The organism is Paraburkholderia flava (assembly GCF_004359985.1).
In the GTDB taxonomy this organism is placed as follows: Bacteria; Pseudomonadota; Gammaproteobacteria; order Burkholderiales; family Burkholderiaceae; genus Paraburkholderia; species Paraburkholderia flava.
In genome coordinates, this window is sequence record NZ_SMRO01000002.1 from 1,209,586 (window position 1) to 1,233,172 (window position 23,587).

The window sequence follows — 23,587 nt, forward strand, 5'->3', positions numbered from 1 at the left end:
GCCGTAATGGCATTTGGCGTCATCATCATCGGCGATGAAATCCTGTCGGGCAGACGTACCGACAAGCATCTGGCGAAGGTCATCGAACTGCTCGGCGCGCGTGGTCTCGAACTCGCGTGGGCTGAGTACGTCGGCGACGATCCTGCACGGATCGTCGCGACGCTGCGCCGCACGTTTGCGTCGGACGACATCGTGTTCTCGACGGGCGGCATCGGCGCAACACCGGACGATCACACGCGCCAGTGCGCGGCCACCGCGCTCGGCGTGCCGCTCGAACTGCATTCCGAAGCCGAAGTGCTGATCCAGCAGCGCATCCGCGACATGCATCCGGCGAATTCGCCGACGCCGATCGATCTCGATTCGCCGGAGAATCGCCATCGCCTGAACATGGGCACGTTTCCGCGCGGCGCGTCGATCATTCCGAACGGCTACAACAAGATTCCCGGCTTCTCGGTCGGCGATCATCATTTCGTGCCGGGCTTTCCGGTGATGGCGTGGCCGATGATCGAATGGGTGCTGGACTCGCGCTACGCGCATCTGCATCACGCGACGCCGCACGCGGAGAAATCGCTGTTCGTATTCGAGTTGCCCGAATCGACGCTGACGCCGCTGATGGAAAAGATCGAGCTGGATTTTCCGGGCGTGCGGGTGTTCAGTCTGCCGAGCGTCGGCGATGCGGAGCGCGGCGGCATCTACGCGCGCCGGCACATCGATCTGGGCGTGAAGGGCGAGCCCGAAGCGGTTGCTGCCGCGTTCGTGAAGCTGCGCGAAGGCGTGCATCTGCTCGGCGGCGATATCGTCGAGGTCGCGGCGGAGGCAGGCGGCGCGAAGCCGCAGGGTTGAATGCGCGCCTCCGTTGTGCGGAGGCATTTCGTTATCGCTGCGGCGTTTGCATCATCGGCGTGTCATGTCCAGTGCCGACGATAGCTCAAGATGCGCCAAGGTCGTTCAGGCGCCGATCCACGGCAGTCCGCGGAAGCACCAGCCGGAAACCGTCTTGCGATGTCCCTGGCCGTCCTTGTCGCCTTCGAATCCTTCGAGCAGATCGAACGCGCGGGTGAAGCCGGCCTGGGTGGCCGCGATCGCGGCGAGCTTCGAGCGCGCGGCGCTACGGCACAGCAGCAAGACGGGCGTATCGGGCGGCACGACCTGGCGAAGCTGCTCGACGAATTCTGTGTTCGGCACGCCGCCCGGATAGCGCGTCCATTCGATGTGCGCATACTGGCCGTCGCCGATCACCGGACGACCCACCCAGTCGAGCTCGGCGCGCGTGCGGACATCGACGAGCCGGGCTTGCGGATCGAGCTGCAGCAACTCGAAGGCTTCGGCAGGGGACACGGCGCCGGCATACGGCAACTGGTTTTCGACGCGGCGTTTATCCGCCTGGGCGTACAACTGTTCGAGCGTGCTCATGACGGCGATTCTCCTTGGACCAAAAAATCATTCTAGCGTGTGGCGCGGGCGCGCTGCTACGCGCTGATGGCGCGGCACGCGGAGCAGTACCGCGCGCATTCGTCGCGACGCAACACGCGATGAACGAAGCGATCGCGCGGATGCGCCGGATCGGTGCAGAATGGGCGAAATGCACCATTTTTGTGTTCGAAGATAACGCGGGACATACGAATGCACCGCTATAGTGCCGAAGTGCGTCGTGTGTCCTGGCGAAGCCGCGGCAACGACCGGGTCGATTCCCCGCGGACGCACGCCGGCAAAAGGATTGCGCTGCTTTGGCGCATGTGTGGCATGGAAGCTGCTTTATTGGTGCCGATCGATTCGATCGCCGGTTTTTCGCTCCACTCGAAGGATCGGGTGGACGGGCCCGGACGGGTCAGCTAGATTTGGGCGGCGGCTCGATCCGCCGAATTCGTTAATCAGGAGATAGGTTATGAGTAAATCCGTGGCCGACGTCATGCAACTCGTCAAGGACGAGGACGTCAAGTTTGTCGACTTCCGTTTCACCGACACGCGCGGCAAAGAGCAACACGTTTCGGTGCCGGTGTCGGCATTCGACGACGACAAGTTTGAAAGCGGCCATGCGTTTGACGGTTCGTCGATTGCCGGCTGGAAGGGCATCGAAGCTTCGGACATGCTGCTCGTGCCGGACGCGGACACCGCGTTCATCGACCCGTTCTACGAAGAATCGACGCTCGTGCTGACCTGCGACGTCGTGGAACCGGCCGACGGCAAGGGCTACGAACGCGATCCGCGCTCGCTCGCAAAGCGCGCTGAAGCCTATCTGAAGAGCTCGGGTCTTGGCGACACCGCGTTCTTCGGTCCGGAACCCGAATTCTTCATCTTCGACTCGATCCAGTGGAACACGGACCAGTCGGGCTGCTTCGTCAAGATCGGCTCGGAAGAAGCACCGTGGTCGTCGGGCAAGGAATTCGAAGGCGGCAACACGGGTCACCGTCCGGGCACGAAGGGCGGCTACTTCCCGGTCGCGCCGGTCGATTCGTTCCAGGACATCCGCTCGGAAATGTGTCTGCTGCTCGAGCAGATCGGCATCCCGGTCGAAGTGCACCACCATGAAGTGGCGGGCCAAGGCCAGAACGAAATCGGTACCAAATTCTCGACGCTGGTGCAGCGCGCCGACTGGACGCAGCAACTGAAGTACATCGTCCACAACGTCGCGCACACGTACGGCAAGACCGCGACGTTCATGCCGAAGCCGATCGTCGGCGACAACGGTTCGGGCATGCACGTTCACCAGTCGATCTGGAAGGACGGCGTCAACCTGTTCGCGGGCAACGGCTACGCAGGCCTGTCGGAATTCGCGCTGTTCTACATCGGCGGCATCATCAAGCATGCACGCGCGCTGAACGCGATCACGAACCCGGGTACGAACTCGTACAAGCGTCTTGTGCCGCACTTCGAAGCACCGGTGAAGCTCGCTTACTCGGCGCGCAACCGTTCGGCATCGATCCGTATTCCGCACGTGAGCAACCCGAAGGGTCGCCGTATCGAAACGCGCTTCCCGGATCCGCTGGCCAATCCGTACCTGTGCTTCTCGGCACTGATGATGGCGGGTCTCGACGGCGTGCAGAACAAGATTCATCCGGGCGAAGCTGCCGACAAGAACCTGTACGACCTGCCGCCGGAAGAGGATGCAAAGATCCCGACCGTATGTGCCGGCCTCGACCAGGCGCTCGAAGCGCTCGACAAGGATCGCGAGTTCCTGACGCGCGGCGGCGTGTTCACCGACACGATGATCGATGCGTACCTCGATCTGAAGGAAGGCGAACTGCAACGCGTGCGCATGACCACGCACCCAGTCGAGTTCGAACTGTACTACTCGCTGTAAACGGCGATGGCGCTTCGTCTGCGACTAGCAGCGAAGCGCGCGCCCGACGCTCGCGATCGGTAACGAAGGGACGGCGGCGCCGTCCCTTTTTCGTTGCAGCCTCGCGAGCAACTGCTGTACTTCACTGTCTCATACCGGCCAGACTGAACGATGGTTCTGAAGAATCTGATCAAGGCGAGGAAGGGCGTGGCGGAACCGTTGTCCGACGATCCGCAGCTCGTCGACTCGGGTCTGCTCCCCGGGTTCGAGGCATTGCCGACGGTCATTCTCGTGCTCGAAAAGCGCACGCTGCGCATCGCGTTCGCGAACCCGACGGCCGAAGCGATGCTCGAACTGTCGCGCAGGCAACTGACGCAGATGACGTGGCCGGACATCTACGCGAACGCGGACGAACTGGTCGCGACGATCGCATCGATCGCCGAGCAGCGTTTTCATGCGACGCATCTTGATGCCGTGCTCGAGCGAGCAGCGCACGAGCCGCTGCACGTGCACGCAATCGTCGGTTTTCTCGAGAGCGCGCCCGACTACGTGCTGCTCGAACTCTTCGAGAACGAGCGCCATCTGCGCACCGATCGCGAAGAGCGCATTCAGGATCTGACTTCGGTCAACAAACAGCTGATCCGCAATCTCGCGCACGAAATCAAGAATCCGCTCGGCGGCATTCGCGGCGCGGCGCAACTGCTCGAATTCGAACTCGGCGCGCGCGAACGCGACGAACTGCGCGAATACACGCAGGTGGTCATCAAGGAGTCAGACAGGCTGCAGACACTGGTGGACCGTCTGCTCGAGCCGCACCGACATCCGCACATCGTCGGCGACGTGAACATCCACGAAGTATGCGAACGCGTGCGCGCAGTGATCATGGCGGAATTTCCGCGCGGCCTCACGATCGAGCGCGACTACGACGTGAGCGTGCCCGATCTGCGCGGCGACAAGGAACAACTGATCCAGGCGCTGCTGAACATCGTCCGCAACGCGGCCGAAGCATTGCGCGAACGCATCTCGCAGGGCGATGCGCGCATCGAGTTGCGCACACGCGTCGCGCGCAAGGTGACGATCGCGAAACGCCTGTGCAAGCTGGCATTGGACTTGCATATCATCGATAACGGCCCCGGCATTCCGGCCGATATTCGCGACCGCATTTTCTATCCGCTCGTGTCCGGGCGCGAAGACGGCAGCGGTCTCGGCCTCACGCTCGCGCAGACGTTCGTGCAGCAGCACGACGGACTGATCGAAGTGGAAAGCCGGCCGGGACATACCGAGTTTCAGATCCTGCTGCCGCTCGACTGCTAGGACCACGCCTTCCTTCTGAACGACCAATATGAAGCCGATCTGGATAGTAGACGACGATCAATCGATCCGCTGGGTGCTCGAAAAGGCCCTCGCACGCGAGAACTTCGCGACGCGCAGCTTCGCGAACGTTCGCGAGGCAGCCGGCGCACTCGACCACGATAGCCCACAGGTGCTGGTGTCCGACATCCGGATGCCGGGCGGCTCCGGGCTCGAACTGTTGCAGACGGTGCGCGAGAAGGTGCCCGGTCTGCCGGTCATCATCATGACGGCGTTCTCCGATCTCGACAGCGCGGTCGCTGCGTTTCAGGGCGGCGCGTTCGAATACCTCGCGAAGCCGTTCGACGTCGACAAGGCCGTCGAGTTGATCCGTCGCGCGGTCGATGAGAGCGTGCGCGGTGAACACACGTGGGACGATCGCGTCGCCGATGCACCGGAGATGCTCGGCCAGGCGCCCGCGATGCAGGACATGTTCCGCGCAATCGGTCGGCTGTCGCATTCGGCGGCGACCGTGTTGATCACCGGCGAATCGGGCAGCGGCAAGGAGCTGGTGGCGCGCGCGCTGCATCGGCATAGTCCGCGTGCGAACGGACCGTTCATCGCGCTGAATACCGCAGCGATTCCGAAGGATCTGCTGGAATCCGAACTGTTTGGCCACGAGCGCGGTGCGTTCACCGGCGCGCAGGCGATGCGCCAGGGCCGCTTCGAACAGGCGGAGAACGGCACGCTGTTTCTCGATGAAATCGGCGACATGCCGTTCGATCTGCAGACGCGTCTGTTGCGCGTGCTGTCCGACGGACAGTTCTATCGCGTCGGCGGACACAACCCGCTGCGTGCGAACGTGCGCGTGATCGCGGCCACGCACCAGAATCTCGAAGCGCGTGTGCGTCAGGGGTTGTTCCGCGAGGATCTGTATCACCGGCTCAACGTGATCCGTCTGCGCTTGCCCGCGCTGCGCGAACGCAACGAAGACATTCCGCTGCTCACCCGACATTTCCTGCAGAAGAGCGCACGCGATCTCGGCGTCGAGCCGAAACGCGTGTCGGATGAAGCGCTGGCCTACATGACGTCGCTGCCGTTTCCGGGCAACGTGCGTCAGCTCGAAAATCTCGCGAACTGGCTGACCGTGATGGCGCCCGCGCAGACGATCGAGATCAAGGATCTGCCGCCCGATCTCGGGCCTGACAGCAACGGTGTGGCAGGGATGGGTGGCCTCGGGGTGGGGGAGGCCGCGAGCGGTGCATCCGCCGGGATCGCCGGTATTGCTGCGTCGGGTGTCGCGGCATCGAACGGCGTGATCGGTTCGCCGCTGATGGGCGGAGCAGCGCTGCCCGCGACGCCGCCGGCGAGCATCTGGGAAAACGGTTTGCGTACCGAGGTGGCGCGTCTGCTGCGCGAGAACTCGCCCGATGTGATGGACGAACTGTCGCGTCGTTTCGAAGCGGCGGTGATTCGCGAAGCGCTGGACTTCACGCGTGGCCGCAAGGTCGAAGCCGCCGAGCGGCTTGGTATCGGTCGCAACACGATTACGCGCAAGATCCAGGAACTGCACCTGGAGTCGTGACGGTCAAAAGGTCTTGCGCGTGTGCAGTGCATGCTTCGCGCGCAAGACCTGCGAGATCAATACGTCTTAATCGAGTTGTGCGACGACCGGCGCGTGATCCGACGGTTGATCCCATTTGCGCGGCGTCTTGTCGATGTCGCAGAACGTGCAGCTCGCGACGAGCGGCTGCGACAGCAGGATGTGATCGATACGTACCCCCGCGTTGCGGCGGAACGCGAGCATCCGGTAGTCCCACCACGAGAAGGTTTTCTCGGGCTGATCGAACAGACGGAACGCGTCGACGAGGCCCAGCGCGATGAGCCCCGTGAATGCGGCGCGCTCTTCCGGCGAAACCAGATTCTGTCCTTCCCATGCCTTGGGATCGTGCACGTCGCGATCGTCCGGTGCGATGTTGTAGTCGCCGAGCAGCGCGAGCTTCGGATACGCGACGAGTTCTTTTTCGAGCCACGCGTGCAGCGCTGCGAGCCAGCTCAGCTTGTACGCGAATTTCTCGGTGCCGGGCGCCTGACCGTTCGGGAAATACGCGGAGATCACGCGCACACCGTCGATCGTCGCAGCGATCACGCGCTGCTGCGGATCCTCGAAGCCCGGGATGTTGCGTAGGACCGTGACGTCGTCCACGTTGAGCCCGTCGCGCACGAGAATGGCGACGCCGTTATAGGTCTTCTGTCCCGCGAACCAGCTGCGGTAACCCTTCGCTTCGAACTCGGCGCGCGGAAATTTCTCGTCGGGCATCTTGAGCTCTTGCAGGCACAGCACATCGGTCTGACTGGTTTCGAGCCAGTCGATCACGTGCTGCTGACGGACCTTGAGCGAATTCACGTTCCACGTGGCTAACTTCATCGGTGTTTCCCGGTTGAATCTGGTTGCATGAATCTTACCGCGAACCTCGGGTGTTGCCTGTGTGCAGTGCTCGTAGGCGAGTCGCTGAGCGTATCGATTCCGTGCGTTCGCGCGCGATCGTTCGGCGCACGAAAAATAATCGGCAGATTCGTTTGACGCATCCAGCATGCGTCAGTACAATTCGCTTCCTCTGACGCGGGGTGGAGCAGTCTGGCAGCTCGTCGGGCTCATAACCCGAAGGTCGTAGGTTCAAATCCTACCCCCGCAACCACGCATTAAAAAAGCCCGTTTCGCTTATCACGCGATGCGGGCTTTTTCATTTGCGGTGCTCGATTCATCGCTAGCTGCTGCGTGCGCTGTCTTCATCGATCGCCCAGTTAACCGCCGCCTGCGCATGCAACGCCGTCGTGTCGAACACGGGCAGCGTCGAATCTTCCGGTTTGATCAACAACGTGATCTCCGTGCACCCGAGTATCACCGCCTGCGCGCCGCGTGCGGCGAGGCGATCGATCACGCGCCGATACGTATCGCGCGATTGCGCGTCGATCGTGCCGTGGCACAACTCGTCGTAGATGATCCGGTGCACGTCGGCGCGTTCGTCGTCGTCGGGGATCACGGTGTCGAGTCCGTGACGTTCGCGCAGACGTCCCACGTAGAACTGCTGTTCCATCGTATAGCGCGTACCGAGCAGGCCGACGCGTTCGATACCGGCCTCGCGCAACGCCGCGCCGGTCGGATCGGCGATGTGCAGGAAGGGCACATTGATCGCCTGCTCGATCGATTCATGGACGCGGTGCATCGTGTTGGTGGCGAGCATCACGAGATCGGCACCGCCGCGTTCGAGTTGTCGCGCCGCATCCGCCATCTGGCGGCCGAGCGATGCCCAGTCGCCGGCGCGCTGATCGGCTTCGATCTGCGCGAAATCCACCGTCACCATCACGCTGCGCGCGTTGTGATGACCACCGAGACGCGCTTTCGCGTAACGGTTCAGCAGCCGGTAATACTCGGCGGACGACTCCCAGCTCATTCCGCCGATCACTCCGATCGTTTTCATCCGCGCTTTCCTCTGTTTGCCCTGCGATGGGGTTGTCGGCCAGTATAGGACCCGTATGGCGCCGCACAGCGATACGGATCGTGCGCGCGCGGCCGATACGGATACGTCAAAAAAGCGCGGAAACCGGTGTCCGATTCTTGTAAAAACCCCTGTGTTTTTGTACAGTATCGGCATCTTGGATACGCCCGATCCCGATTCCCGTCCGCATTCGTCTGAAGCGTCGCCGCCGCGCAAGATCATCCATTGCGACTGCGACTGCTTCTACGCGTCGGTCGAAATGCGCGACGACCCGTCGCTGCGCGGTCGCCCGCTCGCGGTCGGCGGCCGGCCCGAGCATCGCGGCGTCGTCGCGACCTGCAACTACGAGGCGCGTCGCTTTGGTGTGCATTCGGCGATGTCGTCGGCGCTCGCGATGCGCAAGTGTCCCGATCTGCTGATGATGCCGCCGTCGATGGAAAAGTACCGCATCGCGTCGCGGCAGATCATGGCGATCTATCGCGACTACACCGCCGACGTCGAACCGTTGTCGCTCGACGAAGCCTATCTCGACGTCACGCACATCACGCTCTGCAAGGGCAGTGCGACGCTGATGGCGAAAGAGATTCGCGAGCGCGTGCGCGAGACGGTCGGCGTGACGGTGTCGGCGGGTGTGGCACCGAACAAGTTCGTCGCGAAGATCGCGTCGGACTGGAACAAGCCGGATGGCCTTCATGTCGTGCGACCGCACGAGGTCGATGCGTTCGTTGCCGCGTTGCCGGTGCGCAAGATTTTCGGCGTCGGCAAGGTGACGGCGGCGCGGCTCGAAAAACTCGGGCTCGTGACGTGCGCGGATGTTCGCACGTGGTCGCTGATCGATCTGCATCAGCACTTCGGGGTGTTCGGTAAGCGGCTCTATGAGCTGTCGCGCGGCATTGACGTGCGGCCGGTTCGCGCGGACCAGGAGCGCAAGTCGGTGAGCGTCGAGACCACTTACGTCACTGATCTCACGACGCTCGATGCGTGCGCCGACGAAGTGCGTCGACTCACCGCGATGCTCGACGAGCGCATCGAACGCGCGCAGGCAGGGCCGGCGATCCACAAGCTGTTCGTGAAAATCCGCTTCGCCGATTTTCAGCGGACGACGGTCGAATGCGTCGGCGATGCGACCGATGTGCCGACGCTGCTCGGCCTGCTCGAAAAAGGTTTTGCGCGTCGCAATCAGCCGGTGCGGCTGCTCGGTGTCGGCGTGCGGCTCGAAGAGGACGATGCCGCGCAGCATGGCCAGTTTGTGTTGTTCGATGACAGCGACGAGGACGATGAAGCCGGGCCCGACGAGGTTGCGTCGGTCTGATTCGCCGATTTCCCGCACGGCTTTCTGGTGCCGATAGAATCGGAACCAGTCACAGGAGACGCTCATGGACCTGATCATCCGTCGCGCCGCATTGCCGCGCGGTACAGCGCGACACGAAGGACTCGTCGACATCGGCATCGACGCGGACCGCATCGTCGCGGTCGAGCCACATCTCGCGGCAACCGCAGCCGAAGAAATCGATGCGGCGGGTTCGCTCGTCACGCCGCCGTTCGTCGATCCGCATTTCCATATGGACGCGACGTTGTCGTACGGACTGCCGCGCGTGAACGCGTCGGGCACGCTGCTCGAAGGCATCGCGTTGTGGGGCGAACTGAAGCCGCAGCTGACGCAGGATGCGCTCGTCGAACGTGCGTTGCAGTACTGCGATTGGGCCGTCGCGCGCGGGCTGCTCGCGATTCGCAGTCACGTCGACGTCTGCGATGAGCGGCTGCTCGCAGTCGAAGCGCTGCTCGAAGTGAAGCGTCGCGTCGCACCGTATCTCGATCTGCAACTGGTCGCGTTCCCGCAGGATGGTCTGCTGCGCAGTCCCGGCGCATTCGACAACCTGAAGCGTGCGATTGCGCTCGGCGTCGATGTGGTCGGCGGCATTCCGCATTTCGAACGCACGATGGCGGACGGCGCACAGTCGGTGCGGCTGCTGTGCGAGTTCGCGGCGGACAAGGGGCTACGCGTCGACATGCATTGCGACGAATCCGACGATCCGTTGTCGCGCCACATCGAAACGCTCGCTGCCGAAACGCATCGGCTCGGACTGCATGGTCGCGTCGCGGGTTCGCATCTGACGTCGATGCATTCGATGGACAACTACTACGTCAGCAAGCTGCTGCCGTTGATGCGCGAGGCTGGCGTCGCAGCGATCGCGAATCCGCTGATCAACATCACGCTGCAGGGCCGCTCCGATACCTATCCGAAACGGCGCGGCATGACGCGTGTGCCCGAGATGCTGGCCGCGGGCATCACAGTCGCGTTCGGCCACGACTGCGTGATGGACCCGTGGTACAGCCTCGGATCCGGCGACATGCTCGAGGTCGCGCACATGGGGCTGCACGTCGCGCAGATGACGGGCGTCGACGCGATGCATGCGTGCTTCGACGCGGTGACGGTGAACGCGGCGCGCATCCTCGGGCTCGACGGCTACGGGATCGCGCCGGGCTGTGCGGCGGACTGCGTGGTGCTTGATGCGCGCGATCCGGTCGAGGCGATCCGTCTACGCGCAGCGCGGCTCGCGGTTGTACGGCGCGGCAAGGTGGTGAGCCGTGCGCCTGCGGCTCGTGCGGTGCTGTCGCTGGAAGGGCGGCCGTCCGAGGTCGATTTCCGGCTGCATCGCGAATAAAAAACCGGCGCCCGCACGAGGCGGAGCGCCGGTCTGGTCAGACGATCGACAGCGTTCAGTTCGTCGCCGCAGGCGTCATCCCGTTGTGCCGCAGCAGCGCATCGATGTGCGGCTCGCGGCCACGGAACGCCTTGAACGATTCCATCGCGGGACGGCTGCCGCCCACTTCTAAAATCTCCTTGCGATAGCGCGTGCCGGTTGCCGCATCGAGCACGCTGCCGTTCGACGCCTGCGCGGCTTCTTCGAACGCCGCATACGCATCGGCCGACAACACTTCCGCCCACTTGTAGCTGTAGTAGCCCGCCGCGTAACCGCCCGCGAAGATATGGCTGAACGTATTCGGCCAGCGCGAGAACGATGCCTGCGGCACGACGTGGAAGCGCTCGTTGATTTCGCGTGCAAGATCGTTCGCGCTCTTCGGGCCTGACGGATCGAAGTCGCCGTGCAGTTGCATGTCGAACATCGAGAACACGATCTGCCGCGCAGTGCCCAAACCGCTCTGGAAGTTCTTCGCCGCGAGCATCTTGTCGAACAGTTCGCGCGGCAGCGGTTTCGCGGTATCGACATGCGACGTCATGTCGGACAGCACGTCCCATTCCCAGCAGAAGTTTTCGAGGAACTGCGACGGCAGTTCGACCGCATCCCACTCGACACCGTTGAGCCCCGACACGCCAAGTTCCTCGACGCGCGTCAGCATGTGATGCAGGCCGTGTCCGGTTTCATGGAACAGCGTGATCACTTCGTCGTGCGTGAAGCACGCGGGTTTGCCGCCGACCGGCGCGGAGAAGTTGCACGTCAGGTAGGCGACCGGCGTCTGCACGGCGCCGTGCGCGAGCTTGTGACGCCCGCGCGCATCGTCCATCCATGCACCGCCGCGTTTGCCTTCGCGTGCGTAGAGGTCGAGATAGAACTGCGCGACGAGTCCGCCGTCCTGATTCTCGACGCGGAAGAAACGCACATCCGGATGCCACAGCGCGGCTTCGTCGCGACGGATGCGCACGCCGAACAGCGTCTCGATCACCTTGAACAGACCCTTCAGCACCGCGTCTTCGGGGAAGTACTGTTTGACCTCGTTCTCCGAGAACGCATAGCGGTTCTGACGCAGGCGCTCGGCGGCGAACGTCGTGTCCCACGGCTGCAGTTCGGTCATGCCGAGTTCGTCGGCGGCGAAGGCGCGCAGTTCCTGCCAGTCGCGTTCCGCATGCGGACGCGCGCGGTCGGCGAGGTCTTTGAGGAACGCCATCACCTGTTCCGGCGACTCCGCCATCTTCGGTGCAAGCGACACCTCGGCGAAGTTGCGGTAGCCGAGCATGTGCGCTTCTTCGGCACGCAGCGTCAACTGCTCGGCGAGGTTCGCGGTGTTGTCCCACTCGGGCTTGCCGCCGCCGTACGCGGCGCCGAGCTCCGACGCGCGCGTCACGTACGCGCGGTACATCGCTTCGCGCATCGCGCGGTTTTCCGAGTACTGCATCACGGGGAAGTACGACGGGAAGTGCAGCGTGAACTTCCAGCCTTCCTTGCCTTCGCGTTCCGCCGCTTCGCGCGCGGCCGCGATCACGTCTTCGGGCAGACCGGCGAGTTCGGCTTCGCTGGTTGCGATGTACGCGTACGCGTTGGTCGCGTCGAGCACGTGATCGGAGAATGCTTTCGACAACCCTGCCTGGCGCTCCTGCAATTCGGCGAAGTGGGGCTTCTGGTCTTCGGGCAGTTCGGCGCCGGACAGGCGGAAGTCGCGCAGCGCGTTATCGAGAATCTTGCGGCGCTCGCCGGTCAGCGACGAGAATTCGCCGCCTGCGGCAATCGCCTTGTACTTCTCGTACAGCGCGAGGTTTTGTCCGACGCTCGACCAGAACTCGGTCACGCGCGACAGATTCTCGCCGTACACCGCCCGCAGCTCCGGCGTATCGGCGACGGCGTTCAGATGGCCGATGACGCCCCACGCGCGCGACAGCGGTTCGGTCGCGTGCTCGACGGGCTCGACGACGTCGGCCCACGACGACGGCGTGGCGGGCGCACTGGCCCGCTCGACGGCGGCGCTCGCGTTGGCGAGCAGCACGTCGAGCGCGGGCGTCACGTGTTCGGGGCGGATGTCACCGAAGCGCGGCAGATCGGAGAAGTCGAGGAGCGGATTGTCGGATGTCGATTGGGTTTGGGACATGGTGCTTCCTGTCTGACGCGAAAAAGGGGGCAGGCGAAATGGCGTGCTGCCGGCGAAACCGCCGCAGCGCCGGACCGGACCGCGTGGCCACGCCGATCGCCCGGGCCATGTGAACAGTATGGGGGCAGTGCGCGGCGATTCCAGTCCACCTACGGGACAAATTACCAGAACTTCGCGGCGAGGGCGCGGTGGAGGTTTTTTCTCGATTTTTTTCGGGCCGGTTTCGCGTCGCTCGTCGCGCCTGGGACATGCGCCGCGACTGTGGGCGAGCGCACCGTCATCGCCGGGCGTTTGCCGCATCGTGACGGGCATGCTTCGTCCAGTGCCGCGACGTCCGCCGGCCTGCCTGTCCTTTTCTCTTTTCCTCTTCCGCACGGTCATTGTTATCGCGATGAATCTGCTTTCGCATTCGCTGTCGCGCAACGGGAACAATTTCGGCCTCGTGCGTCTGATTGCCGCCATCTCGGTGGTCTATTACCACGCGTTCCTGATCCAGTTGCCCGACGGCACCAGCGATCCGGTCGGGACCGCGCTCGGGTTCGACGGCTCGGGCCCTTTCGGTGTGTACGCGTTCTTCTTGCTGAGCGGCATGCTGGTGACCGCGAGCTTCGCGCGTCAGCGCTCGGCGCCGCGCTTCATAGCGCTGCGGGTCGCGCGTCTGTGGCCGGCGGTTGCGGTCGGCTCACTATTCGCGGTGTTCGCGATCGGGCCGCTGTTCACGACGCTGCCGCTGTCCGCGTATTTCCATCTGCACGCGACGTGGGCCAATCTCGACAACTTCTCGACGCTCGTGCTGAAGCGCGGCTGGGTGCTGCCCGGCGTGTTCGAGCACAACCGCTTCGGTCCCGACGTCAGCGCGCCGCTGTGGACGCTGCCGCTCGAAGTCCGCTGCTATCTGATCGTGCTCGCGACGGGAATGGTCGGACTGCTGTCGACGAATCGCGGAATCGTCGCGGCGGCGCTCATCGGGCTCGTCGCGTTCGGGCTGCATGTCCACGTCGATCCGTTGCAGATCGGGCTGCGCGATTTCGCCGATAAACCCGGCGGCTACTCGTTCTGGCCGGAACCGTTCTTCATGCTGGGGATGCTGCTGTACGGGCTGCGCGAATACGTGCGGATCGACGGCATGGCGGCGCTCGCGCTGTTCGGACTGTACTTCGCGTTCCACGATACGGCGGCTGCGCAGCCGCTGTTCTATCTGGCGTTCGCGTATGGCGTGCTGTGGGCCGGCACGACGCCGTGGCTGCGTCGCTGGGTGCCGCGTAACGACTACTCGTACGGGATCTATCTGTATGGATTCGCGATCCAGCAGTGTGTCGCCGCGGTGGCGCCGAAGCTGGATCATCTGACTGGGCTGCTGATCGCGTCGCCGGCGATTCTGCTGTGCGCGGCGCTGTCGTGGCATTTTGTCGAGCGGCCCGCGTTGCACTGGTGCCGGCGACGCATTGCGCGTGCGCCGGGGACATCTGGCCGCTCGTCGGGCGCCGACGATACTAACGTCGAGCCGGCGAACTGAAATTGACGCAGAAGCAGGAGCGCGCGGACAGAAGCGCGCGCGTCACTCTTTAAGCGCGACTCGCCGCGCGTTCAGCAGCTTCAATCGTGTTGACGAGCAGCATCGTGATCGTCATCGGACCGACGCCGCCCGGCACCGGAGTGATGTAGCCGGCCACTTCCTTGACGCCCGCGAAGTCGACGTCGCCGCAGAGCTTGCCTGCGTCGTCGCGATTCATGCCGACGTCGATCACCGTCGCGCCCGGCTTCACCATATCGGCGGTCAGAATGTTGCGCTTGCCGACGGCCGCGACGATCACGTCGGCGGTGCGTGTGTGCGCGGCGAGATCACGGGTCTTGCTATGGCAGATCGTGACCGTCGCGCCTGCTTCGAGCAGCATCAGCGCGACCGGCTTGCCGACGATGTTCGAGCGCCCGATCACAACCGCGTTCGCACCGGCGAGCGAGATACCGTACGCGTCGAACATCTTCATCACGCCGTACGGCGTGCACGGACGGAATAGCGGCTTGCCGGTCATCAGCGCGCCTGCATTGGCGACGTGAAAGCCGTCGACGTCCTTCTCCGGTGCGATCGCTTCGATCACCTTGTGGCTGTCGATATGCGGCGGCAGCGGCAACTGCACAAGAATCCCGTGGATCTCCGGCGACTGGTTCAACGCATCGATGCGCGCGAGCAGGTCGGCTTCGGAAAGCGTCGCGGGATAGCGGTCATACGATGAGAACAGTCCGTTGTCTTCGCAGGCCTTCACCTTGTTGCGGACGTACACCTCGCTCGCCGGATTGTCGCCGACCAGAACGACCGCGAGGCCGGGGCGATGGCCGCGGGCCGTCAGCGCAGCGGCGCGTGTCGCGACATCGGTGCGCAGGGTCTTGGAAAGGGCGATGCCGTCGATCAGTTTGGCTGTCATGGTCGGTCAGAGCGATAGAAATGCGGGCTGCAGGCAGGGCGAATGTGGTGGCGGTTTTCTGCAGGAACCTGGCGGGTCGGGAAAAGCGCGCGGCGCACAAACTGCGATGCGCCGGGATCGACATTATACCGTCGCGAGTGCGTGCGACGAGGGGAGCGGTGTGCGGGCGATGCTGCTGAAACGCCTGCCGCGCAAACGCACAAACAAAAAGGCCGGGCCACACAGGCCGGGCCTCTTCGACAGACAGGAAAGCGGCACACACGCATGCGTGCATGCACGAGCTCGGCGTCAATACGTTCGTCGTGGCGGCGTCCGATGCGACGGCGCCCGGCTTAACGATGGATGGATGCCTGCTACTACTGCTGCTGTTGCGGCTTGTTCGACAACGCGAGCCGCAGCAGATCGGCGACCGTGTTGACGTTGAGCTTTTCCATGATGTTCGCGCGATGCGCTTCGACCGTCTTGATGCTGATGCCGAGGTCGTCGGCGATCTGCTTGTTCAGGCGGCCTGCGATGATCCGCTCGAGCACCTGATGTTCGCGCGCGGTGAGCTTGCCGAGGCGTTCTGCCGCTGCACGTTGCTGCTGGACGCTGGTGCTTTCGCTACGCGCCTTGTCGAGCATCCGCTCGACGAGCTTGCGCAGTTCGGCTTCGTCGAACGGTTTTTCGATGAAGTCCATCGCGCCTTTTTTCATCGTCGACACGGCCATCGGCACGTCGCCGTGACCCGTGACGAAGATGATCGGCAGCGACGCGTTGTCGGCGATCAGTCGCTCCTGCAATTCGAGCCCGCTCATGCCCGACATCCGCACGTCGAGAATCAGACACGCGATCTGCCCCGGATGCTGTGCCGGTTGCCACGCGTCGAGAAACTGCTCGGCGCTGGAGAAGCACTGCACGCGGTAGCCGTTCGCCTCCAGCAGCCAGCGCAGCGAATCTCGCACGGCCTCGTCGTCGTCGACAACAAAGACGGTTTCCTGTGTGGTGACTGGGGTGTTCATGGCTCTCCCGTAACGGTTTGTGGTATCGGCGCCTCGGACCCGCCGTTGCTCGGGCCGTCAGGCTCCCCAATGGGCAGACTGCAGTGAAAGGTCGCACCTGTGATGTGGCCGTCCGCCTCGACGTTATTGACCACCCACAGACGACCTCGATGCGATTCGATAATCGAACGGCAAATGTTGAGACCCATCCCCATGCCGTCCGACTTGGTACTGTAGAACGGCTCGAACAGACGCTCGGCCATCGCCTCGTCGACGCCCGGCCCCTGATCGACAACACTGATGCAAACAAACCCGCTGTCCAGCCGCACGACCACGCGGACCACCGGATCGATCGCATTCGGTCGCGCATCGTGCATCGCTTCGGCCGCGTTTTTCAGCAGGTTCACCAGCACCTGCTCGATCAGCACCGGGTCGACATAGATCACGGGCAGCCGCGAACGCAGGTCGGTCACGATGCGGATGCGGCGTTTGCGCGCCTCGAGTTCGGCCAGACCGACCGCGTCCGCGACGATATCGGCGACGCGGGTAGCCTGGCGCTTCGGTTCGCTGCGTTTCACGAATTCGCGGATCCGCTTGATGATCATGCCTGCCCGAACGGCCTGCTGCGCGGTCTTTTCGAGCACGGGCAGCAGGTTGTCGGGCGTCGTTCGACCAGATTTAACCAGTGCGACGGTTCCGGAGCAATAGTTATTGATCGCGGCGAGCGGCTGGTTCAGTTCGTGCGCGAGCGACGACGCCATTTCGCCCATCGTCATCAGGCGGCTCGTGAACTGCAGCTTCTCGTCCTGCTGACGGGCCAGTTCCTGCGCCTGCTTGCGGGTCGTGATGTCGGTTGCAATCTGCATCTGCGCGAGGTGGCCGTCCACCCACTGGATGTACTGGCGCCGCACCTCGAACCACTTCTGGATGCTCTGGACGTAGATTTCCTGCGCGTCGGCGGTGCTTTCGGTCAGCGCGGCGGCGGGCAGGCCGGCGTAGGCGTCGACCATGTCGATCGAATCGGACGATGCTTCGCCGCTGTCGAAACCGCCACCCGCGAGTTCGAGGTGGCCGTCCGGGCGGATGCCGAACAGGTGCCGGTAGTAGCGGTTCGCGAACAGCAGCTCGGCTTCGTCGGCGGCCAGCACCGACACGGCGGCGTCGAGGCTTTCGAGCACGGTCGTGAAACGCTCGTGCGCGGCGGCGAGTTCTTCGCGCGCGCGCTTCGGCTCGGTGATGTCGGTCATCGACGACATCCAGCCGGTCTGCCGTCCCGAGCTGTCGATCAGCGGCGACACGTAGAGGCGCGCGTGGAACAGCGAGCCGTCCTTGCGACGCACGCGCAGCTCGAAGCCGGAAGAGGGTGCCTTGCCGCGCAGCGTCATGTCGAGCTGGCGCTGCATTTCCGGATACGCGTCGCGCGGCCAGTACGGGAACGGTGCGTTCTTGCCGACGAGGTCGCTTTCGTCCCAGCCGGTCATCCGGCAGAACGCGGGGTTCACGTGCGTGATGCGGCCGTGCATGTCGAGCACGCGCATGCCGATCAGCACGGAGTTTTCCATCGCGCGGCGGAAGAACGCTTCCGCGTACAGCGCCTGCTGCGCCTCGAAGCGTTGCCGTGTGTGCTTCCACAAGCTCCACAGACTCCACAGCACGAAGCACGACAGACCCGCGACCAGCCACACGAGCGTGTTGTTCGTGAAGTTGGTCATCTGCGGATACGAGTACACGCGCACCGACACGCCACGGCCCGGCGGGTCGAGCGGCAGGTCGTAGTAGACGTCGCGCGGCAGACGCGGGCGCGACGATGTCGTCGCAAGCTCGCGATTGTTGACGTCGATGATCGAGATCTTGTACTTCGCGGACAGCTCGGGCGGGATGTCGTGCTTCAGGATCCCTTCGATCGAAAACACCGCGGCGATCGTGCCGAGAAATTCGCGGTCGCGATAGACCGGCGTCTGCAGCGTCAGATAGCCGTTACCGACGTCGTCGTAGATCAGCGGCGAGTAGATCTGGCGGCGCGTGTTGCGCGCCTCGGCGAACGCGGCCTTGACGGCCTCGTCCATCTGCGTGTCGTTGGGTTTGGCGAGGCGCTGGCCGAACAGCGGTAGCGCGGTATTGGGCCAGCGCGGCTGCTGCTGGCTCGTGTACCAGTTCATGTAGAGGATCTCGGGATGCCCCTGCATGATGTCCGTGGTGGACACCTGGAACGAATGCGGATCGGCATGGCCGGCGACGAGGTCGCGCGACAGCGCCTGGATCTGTTCCTGCGCACCCGTCATCGACAGGCGGATCTGCTGCTGCGCCCACGCGACGTTGCGATAGAGCGTGTCTTCCTGTTGCTGCTGCTCGCGCCGGTTCAGGCTCCAGAGGATCAGACTCATGACGATCAGGAACACCAGGATCGACAGGAGCGGCGTCAGCAAATAGGAGTTCGACCACCACGGTCCGTGGTGCCAGCGGGACGGCGACGAGTCCGCCGGCGAACCGGACGGCCGCGCCGAGCGTGCGAAAAGCCGTTCGGTCAACATTGCGGCATTGTAGCGCAGCGTGTCGGGCTCAAATGCCGCAAAAAAGCACGGAAACTCCCCCTATTCGGAGCAAACTAGCCGACGTATCGGCAAAGGAAGCGTCAATACGAGGTGCGCCGCAGCAATTTTTCGCATTATGAGAATGAATCTCGTAATTCGAAAATTTTGTTGCAAGGACATCGGGCGACTCATTACAATCGGCGGCAAAGCTAGCTGCCGTGGATGAACCTTGTCCGCGTCATCCGTTCAGTCTGTCCAAAGAGGCGTTCCTTCCATTCCAGGAGACGAGCATGTCCGCTGTACCCGACGAAGTCATGAAATATGTCGCCGCCGAAAAAGACGACGATCCACAGGAAACCGGCGAATGGCTTGAAGCGCTGGATGGCGTGATTTCTGCGGTCGGGCCTGACCGCGCTCATTACCTGATCGAGAAGCAGATCGAATTCGCCCGCGTACACGGCGAACACCTGCCGTTCTCGGCCAACACACCCTACATCAATACGATTCCCGTTTCGCGTCAGGCGAAGATCCCCGGCGACCAGGACATCGAACACCGCATCCGCTCGTACACGCGCTGGAACGCGATCGCGATGGTGCTGCGCGCCGGCAAGGATACGAACGTCGGCGGCCACATCGCTTCGTTCGCCTCGGCCGCGACGCTGTACGACGTCGGCTTCAACCACTTCTGGCATGCGCCGTCCGCCGAGCATGGCGGCGACCTCGTGTTCGTCCAGGGCCACTCGTCGCCGGGTGTCTACTCGCGCGCCTTCCTGCTCGGACGTCTGAACGAAAACCAGCTGAACAACTTCCGTCAGGAAGTGGGCGGCGAGGGCATCTCGTCGTATCCGCATCCGTGGCTGATGCCGGACTTCTGGCAATTCCCGACGGTGTCGATGGGCCTTGGTCCGATCATGGCGATCTACCAGGCGCGCTTCATGAAGTACCTGCAGGCGCGCGGCATCGCGAAGACCGAAGGCCGCAAGGTGTGGGCGTTCCTCGGCGACGGCGAAACGGATGAACCGGAATCGCTCGGCGCGATCGGCATGGCCGGCCGCGAACGCCTCGACAACCTCGTGTTCGTGATCAACTGTAATTTGCAGCGCCTTGATGGTCCGGTGCGCGGTAACGGCAAGATCATCCAGGAACTCGAAAGCGAATTCCGCGGCGCCGGCTGGAACGTGATCAAGGTCGTGTGGGGCAGCCGCTGGGATGCGCTGTTCGCACGCGATCGCACGGGTGCGTTGATGCGCCGGATGATGGAAGTCGTCGACGGCGAATACCAGACGTACAAGTCGGAGTCGGGCGCTTTTGTGCGCGAGCATTTCTTCAATACGGCCGAACTGAAGGCGCTCGTCGCCGACTGGTCCGACGCCGACATCTGGAATCTGAACCGCGGCGGCCATGATCCGCACAAGATCTACGCGGCGTTCCAGGAAGCGACGCAGACCAAGGGCCAGCCTACCGTGATCCTCGCGAAGACGATCAAGGGCTACGGCATGGGCGAAGCCGGTCAGGCGATGAACATCACCCACCAGCAGAAGAAGATGCAGGTGGAGCAGCTGAAGCAGTTCCGCGACCAGTTCCGTCTGCCGATCGCGGACGAAGATCTTGCGAGCGTCCCGTACCTCAAGTTCGAAGAAGGCTCGAAGGAACTCGAGTACATGCGCGCACGCCGCCAGGAGCTGGGCGGCTATCTGCCGGCTCGCCGGCAGAAGGCGGAATCGCTGCCGGTGCCGGCGCTCGAAGTATTCGAGCCGCTGCTGAAGGGCACGGGCGAAGGCCGCGAGATTTCGACGACGATGGCGTTCGTGCGGATTCTCAACATCCTGCTGAAGGACAAGGCGCTCGGCAAACGCGTCGTGCCGATCGTGCCGGACGAATCGCGTACGTTCGGTATGGAAGGCCTGTTCCGTCAGATCGGTATCTGGAATCAGGACGGCCAGAAGTATGTGCCGGAAGATTCCGATCAGCTGATGTTCTACCGTGAATCGGAAACCGGCCAGATCCTGCAGGAAGGGATCAACGAAGCCGGCGGTATGTCGGACTGGATCGCAGCCGCGACGTCGTATTCGACGCACGGCGAGATCATGATCCCGTTCTACATCTTCTATTCGATGTTCGGCTTCCAGCGTATCGGTGACCTCGCATGGGCCGCTGGCGACATGCGTTCGCGCGGCTTCCTGCTGGGCGGTACCGCAGGCCGTACGACACTGAACGGCGAAGGGCTGCAGCACGAAGACGGCCACTCGCTGCTGTGGGCGGCATCGGTGCCGAACTGCATCAGCTACGACCCGACGTTCGGCTACGAACTCGCGGTGATCATGCAGGACGGCCTGCGCCGGATGGTGCAGGAGCAGGAAGACGTGTACTACTACGTCACGGTGATGAACGAGAACTACGAACACCCGGCGATTCCGCAGGGCGACAGCGTGGCCGCGGACATCATCAAGGGCATGTACGCGTTCCGCAAGGCTGAAGCATCGAAGGGTCCGCGCGTGCAGCTGATGGGTGCGGGCACGATCTTCAACGAAGTGATCGCCGCCGCCGACCTGCTGAAGAACGACTGGGGCGTCGCCGCCGATCTGTGGAGCGTGCCGAGCTTCACCGAACTCGCGCGCGAAGGCCACGAAGTGCAGCGCTGGAACCTGCTGCATCCGAGCGAAGAGAAGAAGGTCTCGCACGTCGAGAAGCTGCTGAAGGATGCACAAGGTCCGGTCATCGCATCGACGGACTACGTGCGCGCGCTGACCGAACAGATCCGCGCGTTCGTGCCGCAACGTTTCGTCGTGCTGGGCACCGATGGCTATGGCCGCTCGGACACGCGCGAGAATCTGCGTCACTTCTTCGAGGTGGACCGCTACTGGGTGACCGTCGCCGCGCTGAACGCGCTGGCCGACGAAGGTACGATCGAACGCAAGGTAGTTGCCGATGCGCTCGCGAAGTACAACCTGGATGCCGCCAAACCCAACCCGATGACCGTTTAAGGCATCACCCCCCGCGTGTGTCGCACGTGCCTTCCCGCATGGGAAGGCACGTGCGCCCCAGGAGACACCCACAATGAGTCAAGCGATTGAAGTGAAGGTGCCGGACATCGGCGATTACAAGGACATTCCTGTGATCGAGGTGCTGGTGAAGGCGGGTGACACCGTCGAGAAAGAGCAGTCGCTCGTGACGCTGGAGTCCGACAAGGCGACGATGGACGTGCCGAGCCCCGCAGCGGGCACTGTCAAGGAAGTGAAGATCAAGCTCGGCGATACCGTTTCGGAAGGCACGCTGATTGTCGTGCTCGACGGCGCCGAAGGCGCGGCGAAGCCGGCCCAGGCGAATGGTGCGCAACCGGCTGCTGCTCCGGCACCTGCGCCCGCGCCGTCGCCGGCTGCTGCACCTGCCGCGGCTCCTGTTGCGAGCGGTGGCGGCGTTCAGGAAGTGAAGGTCCCGGATATCGGCGACTACAAGGACGTGCCGGTGATCGAAGTGGCCGTGAAGGTCGGCGATCGTGTCGAGAAGGAACAGTCGCTCGTCACGCTCGAATCCGACAAGGCGACGATGGACGTGCCGAGCCCGGCTGCCGGTGTCGTCAAGGAAATCAAGGTGAAGGTAGGCGACGCGGTGTCGGAAGGCTCCGTGATCGTACTGCTCGAAGGCGAGGGTGCTGCTGCAGCGCCTGCTCCGGCGCCGAAGCAGGAAGCGGCGCCGGCACAGAAATCCGCCGATGCACCGCAGGCTGCGGTGCCCGCGCCGTCGGCACCGTCCGCGCTTGCAAGCGCGCCTGAGATTCCCGCAGGCGTCGGTGGCACGCAGCGCGCGAGCCACGCGTCGCCGTCGGTGCGCAAGTTTGCACGCGAACTCGGCGTCGACGTGTCGCGTGTTCAGGGCACGGGTCCGAAGGGCCGCATTACGCAGGACGACATCACCGCGTTCGTGAAGGGCGTGATGACCGGTCAGCGTGCGGCGCCTGCCGGTGCTGCGCCGGCTGCTGCGGGTGGTGGCGAACTGAATCTGCTGCCGTGGCCGAAGGTCGACTTCACGAAGTTCGGCCCGGTCGATCCGAAGCCGCTGTCGCGCATCAAGAAGATCTCAGGCGCGAACCTGCATCGCAACTGGGTGATGATTCCGCACGTCACGAACAACGACGAAGCCGATATCACCGAGCTCGAAGCGCTGCGCGTGCAGTTGAACAAGGAAAACGAAAAGGCCGGCGTGAAGTTCACGATGCTGGCGTTCGTGATCAAGGCGTGCGTCGCTGCGCTGAAGAAATTCCCGACGTTCAACGCGAGCCTCGACGGCGACAACCTGGTGTTCAAGCAGTACTACAACATCGGTTTCGCCGCGGATACGCCGAACGGTCTGATGGTCCCGGTGATCCGCGATGCGGACAAGAAGGGGCTCGTCGACATCGCGAAGGAAATGGCGGATCTGTCGAAGGCCGCTCGCGAAGGCAAGTTGAAGCCGGACCAGATGCAGGGCGGCTGCTTCTCGATTTCGTCGCTGGGCGGTATCGGCGGCACGCACTTCACGCCGATCATCAACGCGCCTGAAGTGGCGATTCTCGGCCTGTCGCGCGGAGCGATGAAGCCGGTGTGGGACGGCAAGCAGTTCGTGCCGCGCCTGACGCTGCCGCTGTCGCTGTCGTACGACCATCGCGTGATCGACGGCGCCGAGGCGGCGCGCTTCAATGCGTACCTGTCGTCTATTCTTGCCGATTTCCGGCGTGTGATTCTTTGATCGTCGATTGAAGACGGCCGCGACGCGGGCTTCG

The 23,587-nt window shown here is 63.5% G+C and carries 16 protein-coding genes and 1 tRNA gene; 10 read left to right on the forward strand and 7 right to left on the reverse strand.

What is annotated here, in order from left to right; translation table 11 throughout:
• Positions 1-6 precede the first annotated feature (6 nt).
• Positions 7-843, forward strand: a complete 837-nt coding sequence (locus tag E1748_RS16845; RefSeq protein ID WP_133648316.1) for a competence/damage-inducible protein A — start codon at positions 7-9, stop codon at positions 841-843.
• Positions 844-948: 105 nt separating this feature from the next.
• On the opposite strand, the gene E1748_RS16850 is transcribed toward E1748_RS16845, so the two are convergent.
• A complete protein-coding gene (locus E1748_RS16850) occupies positions 949-1,413 on the reverse strand; it encodes a rhodanese-like domain-containing protein (RefSeq protein WP_133648317.1) in 465 nt (154 codons plus the stop codon).
• A 472-nt stretch (positions 1,414-1,885) separates the two neighbouring features.
• Between E1748_RS16850 and glnA the strand changes: the two genes are divergently transcribed.
• From glnA to ntrC, 3 genes are all read left to right on the forward strand, one after another.
• On the forward strand, positions 1,886-3,301 hold the full coding sequence (glnA, locus tag E1748_RS16855; protein ID WP_133648318.1) for a type I glutamate--ammonia ligase: 1,416 nt from the start codon (positions 1,886-1,888) through the stop codon (positions 3,299-3,301).
• Positions 3,302-3,451: 150 nt separating this feature from the next.
• Positions 3,452-4,594 carry a nitrogen regulation protein NR(II) gene (glnL, locus tag E1748_RS16860; protein ID WP_133648319.1) on the forward strand — a complete coding sequence of 381 codons (1,143 nt, stop codon included), beginning with the start codon at positions 3,452-3,454 and terminating at the stop codon, positions 4,592-4,594.
• 28 nt (positions 4,595-4,622) lie between these two features.
• Positions 4,623-6,155 carry a nitrogen regulation protein NR(I) gene (ntrC, locus tag E1748_RS16865; protein ID WP_133648320.1) on the forward strand — a complete coding sequence of 511 codons (1,533 nt, stop codon included), beginning with the start codon at positions 4,623-4,625 and terminating at the stop codon, positions 6,153-6,155.
• Positions 6,156-6,221: 66 nt separating this feature from the next.
• Here the strand turns inward: ntrC and xth are convergent, their stop codons facing one another.
• The gene (gene xth / locus E1748_RS16870) at positions 6,222-6,998 is read right to left on the reverse strand and encodes an exodeoxyribonuclease III (RefSeq protein ID WP_133648321.1); all 777 of its coding nucleotides are present in this window, start codon (positions 6,996-6,998) and stop codon (positions 6,222-6,224) included.
• A 194-nt stretch (positions 6,999-7,192) separates the two neighbouring features.
• Between xth and E1748_RS16875 the strand changes: the two genes are divergently transcribed.
• Positions 7,193-7,269: transfer RNA gene (locus E1748_RS16875), tRNA-Met, on the forward strand.
• Between the two features lie 69 nt (positions 7,270-7,338).
• Here the strand turns inward: E1748_RS16875 and E1748_RS16880 are convergent.
• Positions 7,339-8,052: an aspartate/glutamate racemase family protein gene (locus E1748_RS16880; protein WP_133648322.1), complete on the reverse strand. Its 714-nt coding sequence runs from the start codon at positions 8,050-8,052 to the stop codon at positions 7,339-7,341.
• A gap of 175 nt (positions 8,053-8,227) precedes the next feature.
• Between E1748_RS16880 and dinB the strand changes: the two genes are divergently transcribed.
• Positions 8,228-9,382 carry a DNA polymerase IV gene (gene dinB / locus E1748_RS16885; protein WP_240766675.1) on the forward strand — a complete coding sequence of 385 codons (1,155 nt, stop codon included), beginning with the start codon at positions 8,228-8,230 and terminating at the stop codon, positions 9,380-9,382.
• A 64-nt stretch (positions 9,383-9,446) separates the two neighbouring features.
• Positions 9,447-10,736, forward strand: a complete 1,290-nt coding sequence (locus E1748_RS16890) for an amidohydrolase family protein (RefSeq protein WP_133648324.1) — start codon at positions 9,447-9,449, stop codon at positions 10,734-10,736.
• 55 nt (positions 10,737-10,791) lie between these two features.
• Here E1748_RS16890 and E1748_RS16895 read toward each other — a convergent pair whose 3' ends face one another.
• Complete coding sequence (locus tag E1748_RS16895; RefSeq protein ID WP_133648325.1) at positions 10,792-12,894, reverse strand: M3 family metallopeptidase; 2,103 nt, start codon at positions 12,892-12,894, stop codon at positions 10,792-10,794.
• 391 nt (positions 12,895-13,285) lie between these two features.
• Here E1748_RS16895 and E1748_RS16900 point away from each other — a divergent pair, with 391 nt between their 5' ends.
• Positions 13,286-14,410, forward strand: a complete 1,125-nt coding sequence (locus tag E1748_RS16900) for an acyltransferase family protein (RefSeq protein WP_133648326.1) — start codon at positions 13,286-13,288, stop codon at positions 14,408-14,410.
• A 49-nt stretch (positions 14,411-14,459) separates the two neighbouring features.
• On the opposite strand, the gene folD is transcribed toward E1748_RS16900, so the two are convergent.
• The 3 genes from folD to fixL form a co-directional block, all read right to left on the reverse strand.
• Positions 14,460-15,317, reverse strand: a complete 858-nt coding sequence (gene folD / locus E1748_RS16905) for a bifunctional methylenetetrahydrofolate dehydrogenase/methenyltetrahydrofolate cyclohydrolase FolD (protein ID WP_133648327.1) — start codon at positions 15,315-15,317, stop codon at positions 14,460-14,462.
• Between the two features lie 356 nt (positions 15,318-15,673).
• Complete coding sequence (gene fixJ, locus E1748_RS16910; RefSeq protein WP_133648328.1) at positions 15,674-16,318, reverse strand: oxygen response regulator transcription factor FixJ; 645 nt, start codon at positions 16,316-16,318, stop codon at positions 15,674-15,676.
• On the reverse strand, positions 16,315-18,828 hold the full coding sequence (gene fixL / locus E1748_RS16915; RefSeq protein WP_133648329.1) for an oxygen sensor histidine kinase FixL: 2,514 nt from the start codon (positions 18,826-18,828) through the stop codon (positions 16,315-16,317). Before fixL ends, fixJ begins: the two co-directional genes overlap by 4 nt.
• Positions 18,829-19,118: 290 nt before the next feature.
• On the opposite strand from fixL, the gene aceE reads away from it, so the two are divergent.
• Together aceE and aceF are read left to right on the forward strand one after the other, a co-directional pair.
• Entirely contained in the window at positions 19,119-21,812 is a 2,694-nt protein-coding gene (gene aceE, locus E1748_RS16920; protein ID WP_133648330.1) for a pyruvate dehydrogenase (acetyl-transferring), homodimeric type, read from the forward strand.
• A gap of 73 nt (positions 21,813-21,885) precedes the next feature.
• Positions 21,886-23,553, forward strand: a complete 1,668-nt coding sequence (gene aceF / locus E1748_RS16925) for a dihydrolipoyllysine-residue acetyltransferase (RefSeq protein WP_133648331.1) — start codon at positions 21,886-21,888, stop codon at positions 23,551-23,553.
• Positions 23,554-23,587 lie beyond the last annotated feature (34 nt).

Coding starts and splice junctions, on each gene's coding strand:
- E1748_RS16845 (WP_133648316.1), top strand. CDS start 7: ATGGCATTTGGCGTCATCATCATCGGCGATGAAATCCTGTCGGGCAGA.
- E1748_RS16850 (WP_133648317.1), bottom strand. CDS start 1,413: ATGAGCACGCTCGAACAGTTGTACGCCCAGGCGGATAAACGCCGCGTC.
- glnA (WP_133648318.1), top strand. CDS start 1,886: ATGAGTAAATCCGTGGCCGACGTCATGCAACTCGTCAAGGACGAGGAC.
- glnL (WP_133648319.1), top strand. CDS start 3,452: ATGGTTCTGAAGAATCTGATCAAGGCGAGGAAGGGCGTGGCGGAACCG.
- ntrC (WP_133648320.1), top strand. CDS start 4,623: ATGAAGCCGATCTGGATAGTAGACGACGATCAATCGATCCGCTGGGTG.
- xth (WP_133648321.1), bottom strand. CDS start 6,998: ATGAAGTTAGCCACGTGGAACGTGAATTCGCTCAAGGTCCGTCAGCAG.
- E1748_RS16880 (WP_133648322.1), bottom strand. CDS start 8,052: ATGAAAACGATCGGAGTGATCGGCGGAATGAGCTGGGAGTCGTCCGCC.
- E1748_RS16890 (WP_133648324.1), top strand. CDS start 9,447: ATGGACCTGATCATCCGTCGCGCCGCATTGCCGCGCGGTACAGCGCGA.
- E1748_RS16895 (WP_133648325.1), bottom strand. CDS start 12,894: ATGTCCCAAACCCAATCGACATCCGACAATCCGCTCCTCGACTTCTCC.
- E1748_RS16900 (WP_133648326.1), top strand. CDS start 13,286: ATGAATCTGCTTTCGCATTCGCTGTCGCGCAACGGGAACAATTTCGGC.
- folD (WP_133648327.1), bottom strand. CDS start 15,317: ATGACAGCCAAACTGATCGACGGCATCGCCCTTTCCAAGACCCTGCGC.
- fixJ (WP_133648328.1), bottom strand. CDS start 16,318: ATGAACACCCCAGTCACCACACAGGAAACCGTCTTTGTTGTCGACGAC.
- fixL (WP_133648329.1), bottom strand. CDS start 18,828: ATGTTGACCGAACGGCTTTTCGCACGCTCGGCGCGGCCGTCCGGTTCG.
- aceE (WP_133648330.1), top strand. CDS start 19,119: ATGTCCGCTGTACCCGACGAAGTCATGAAATATGTCGCCGCCGAAAAA.
- aceF (WP_133648331.1), top strand. CDS start 21,886: ATGAGTCAAGCGATTGAAGTGAAGGTGCCGGACATCGGCGATTACAAG.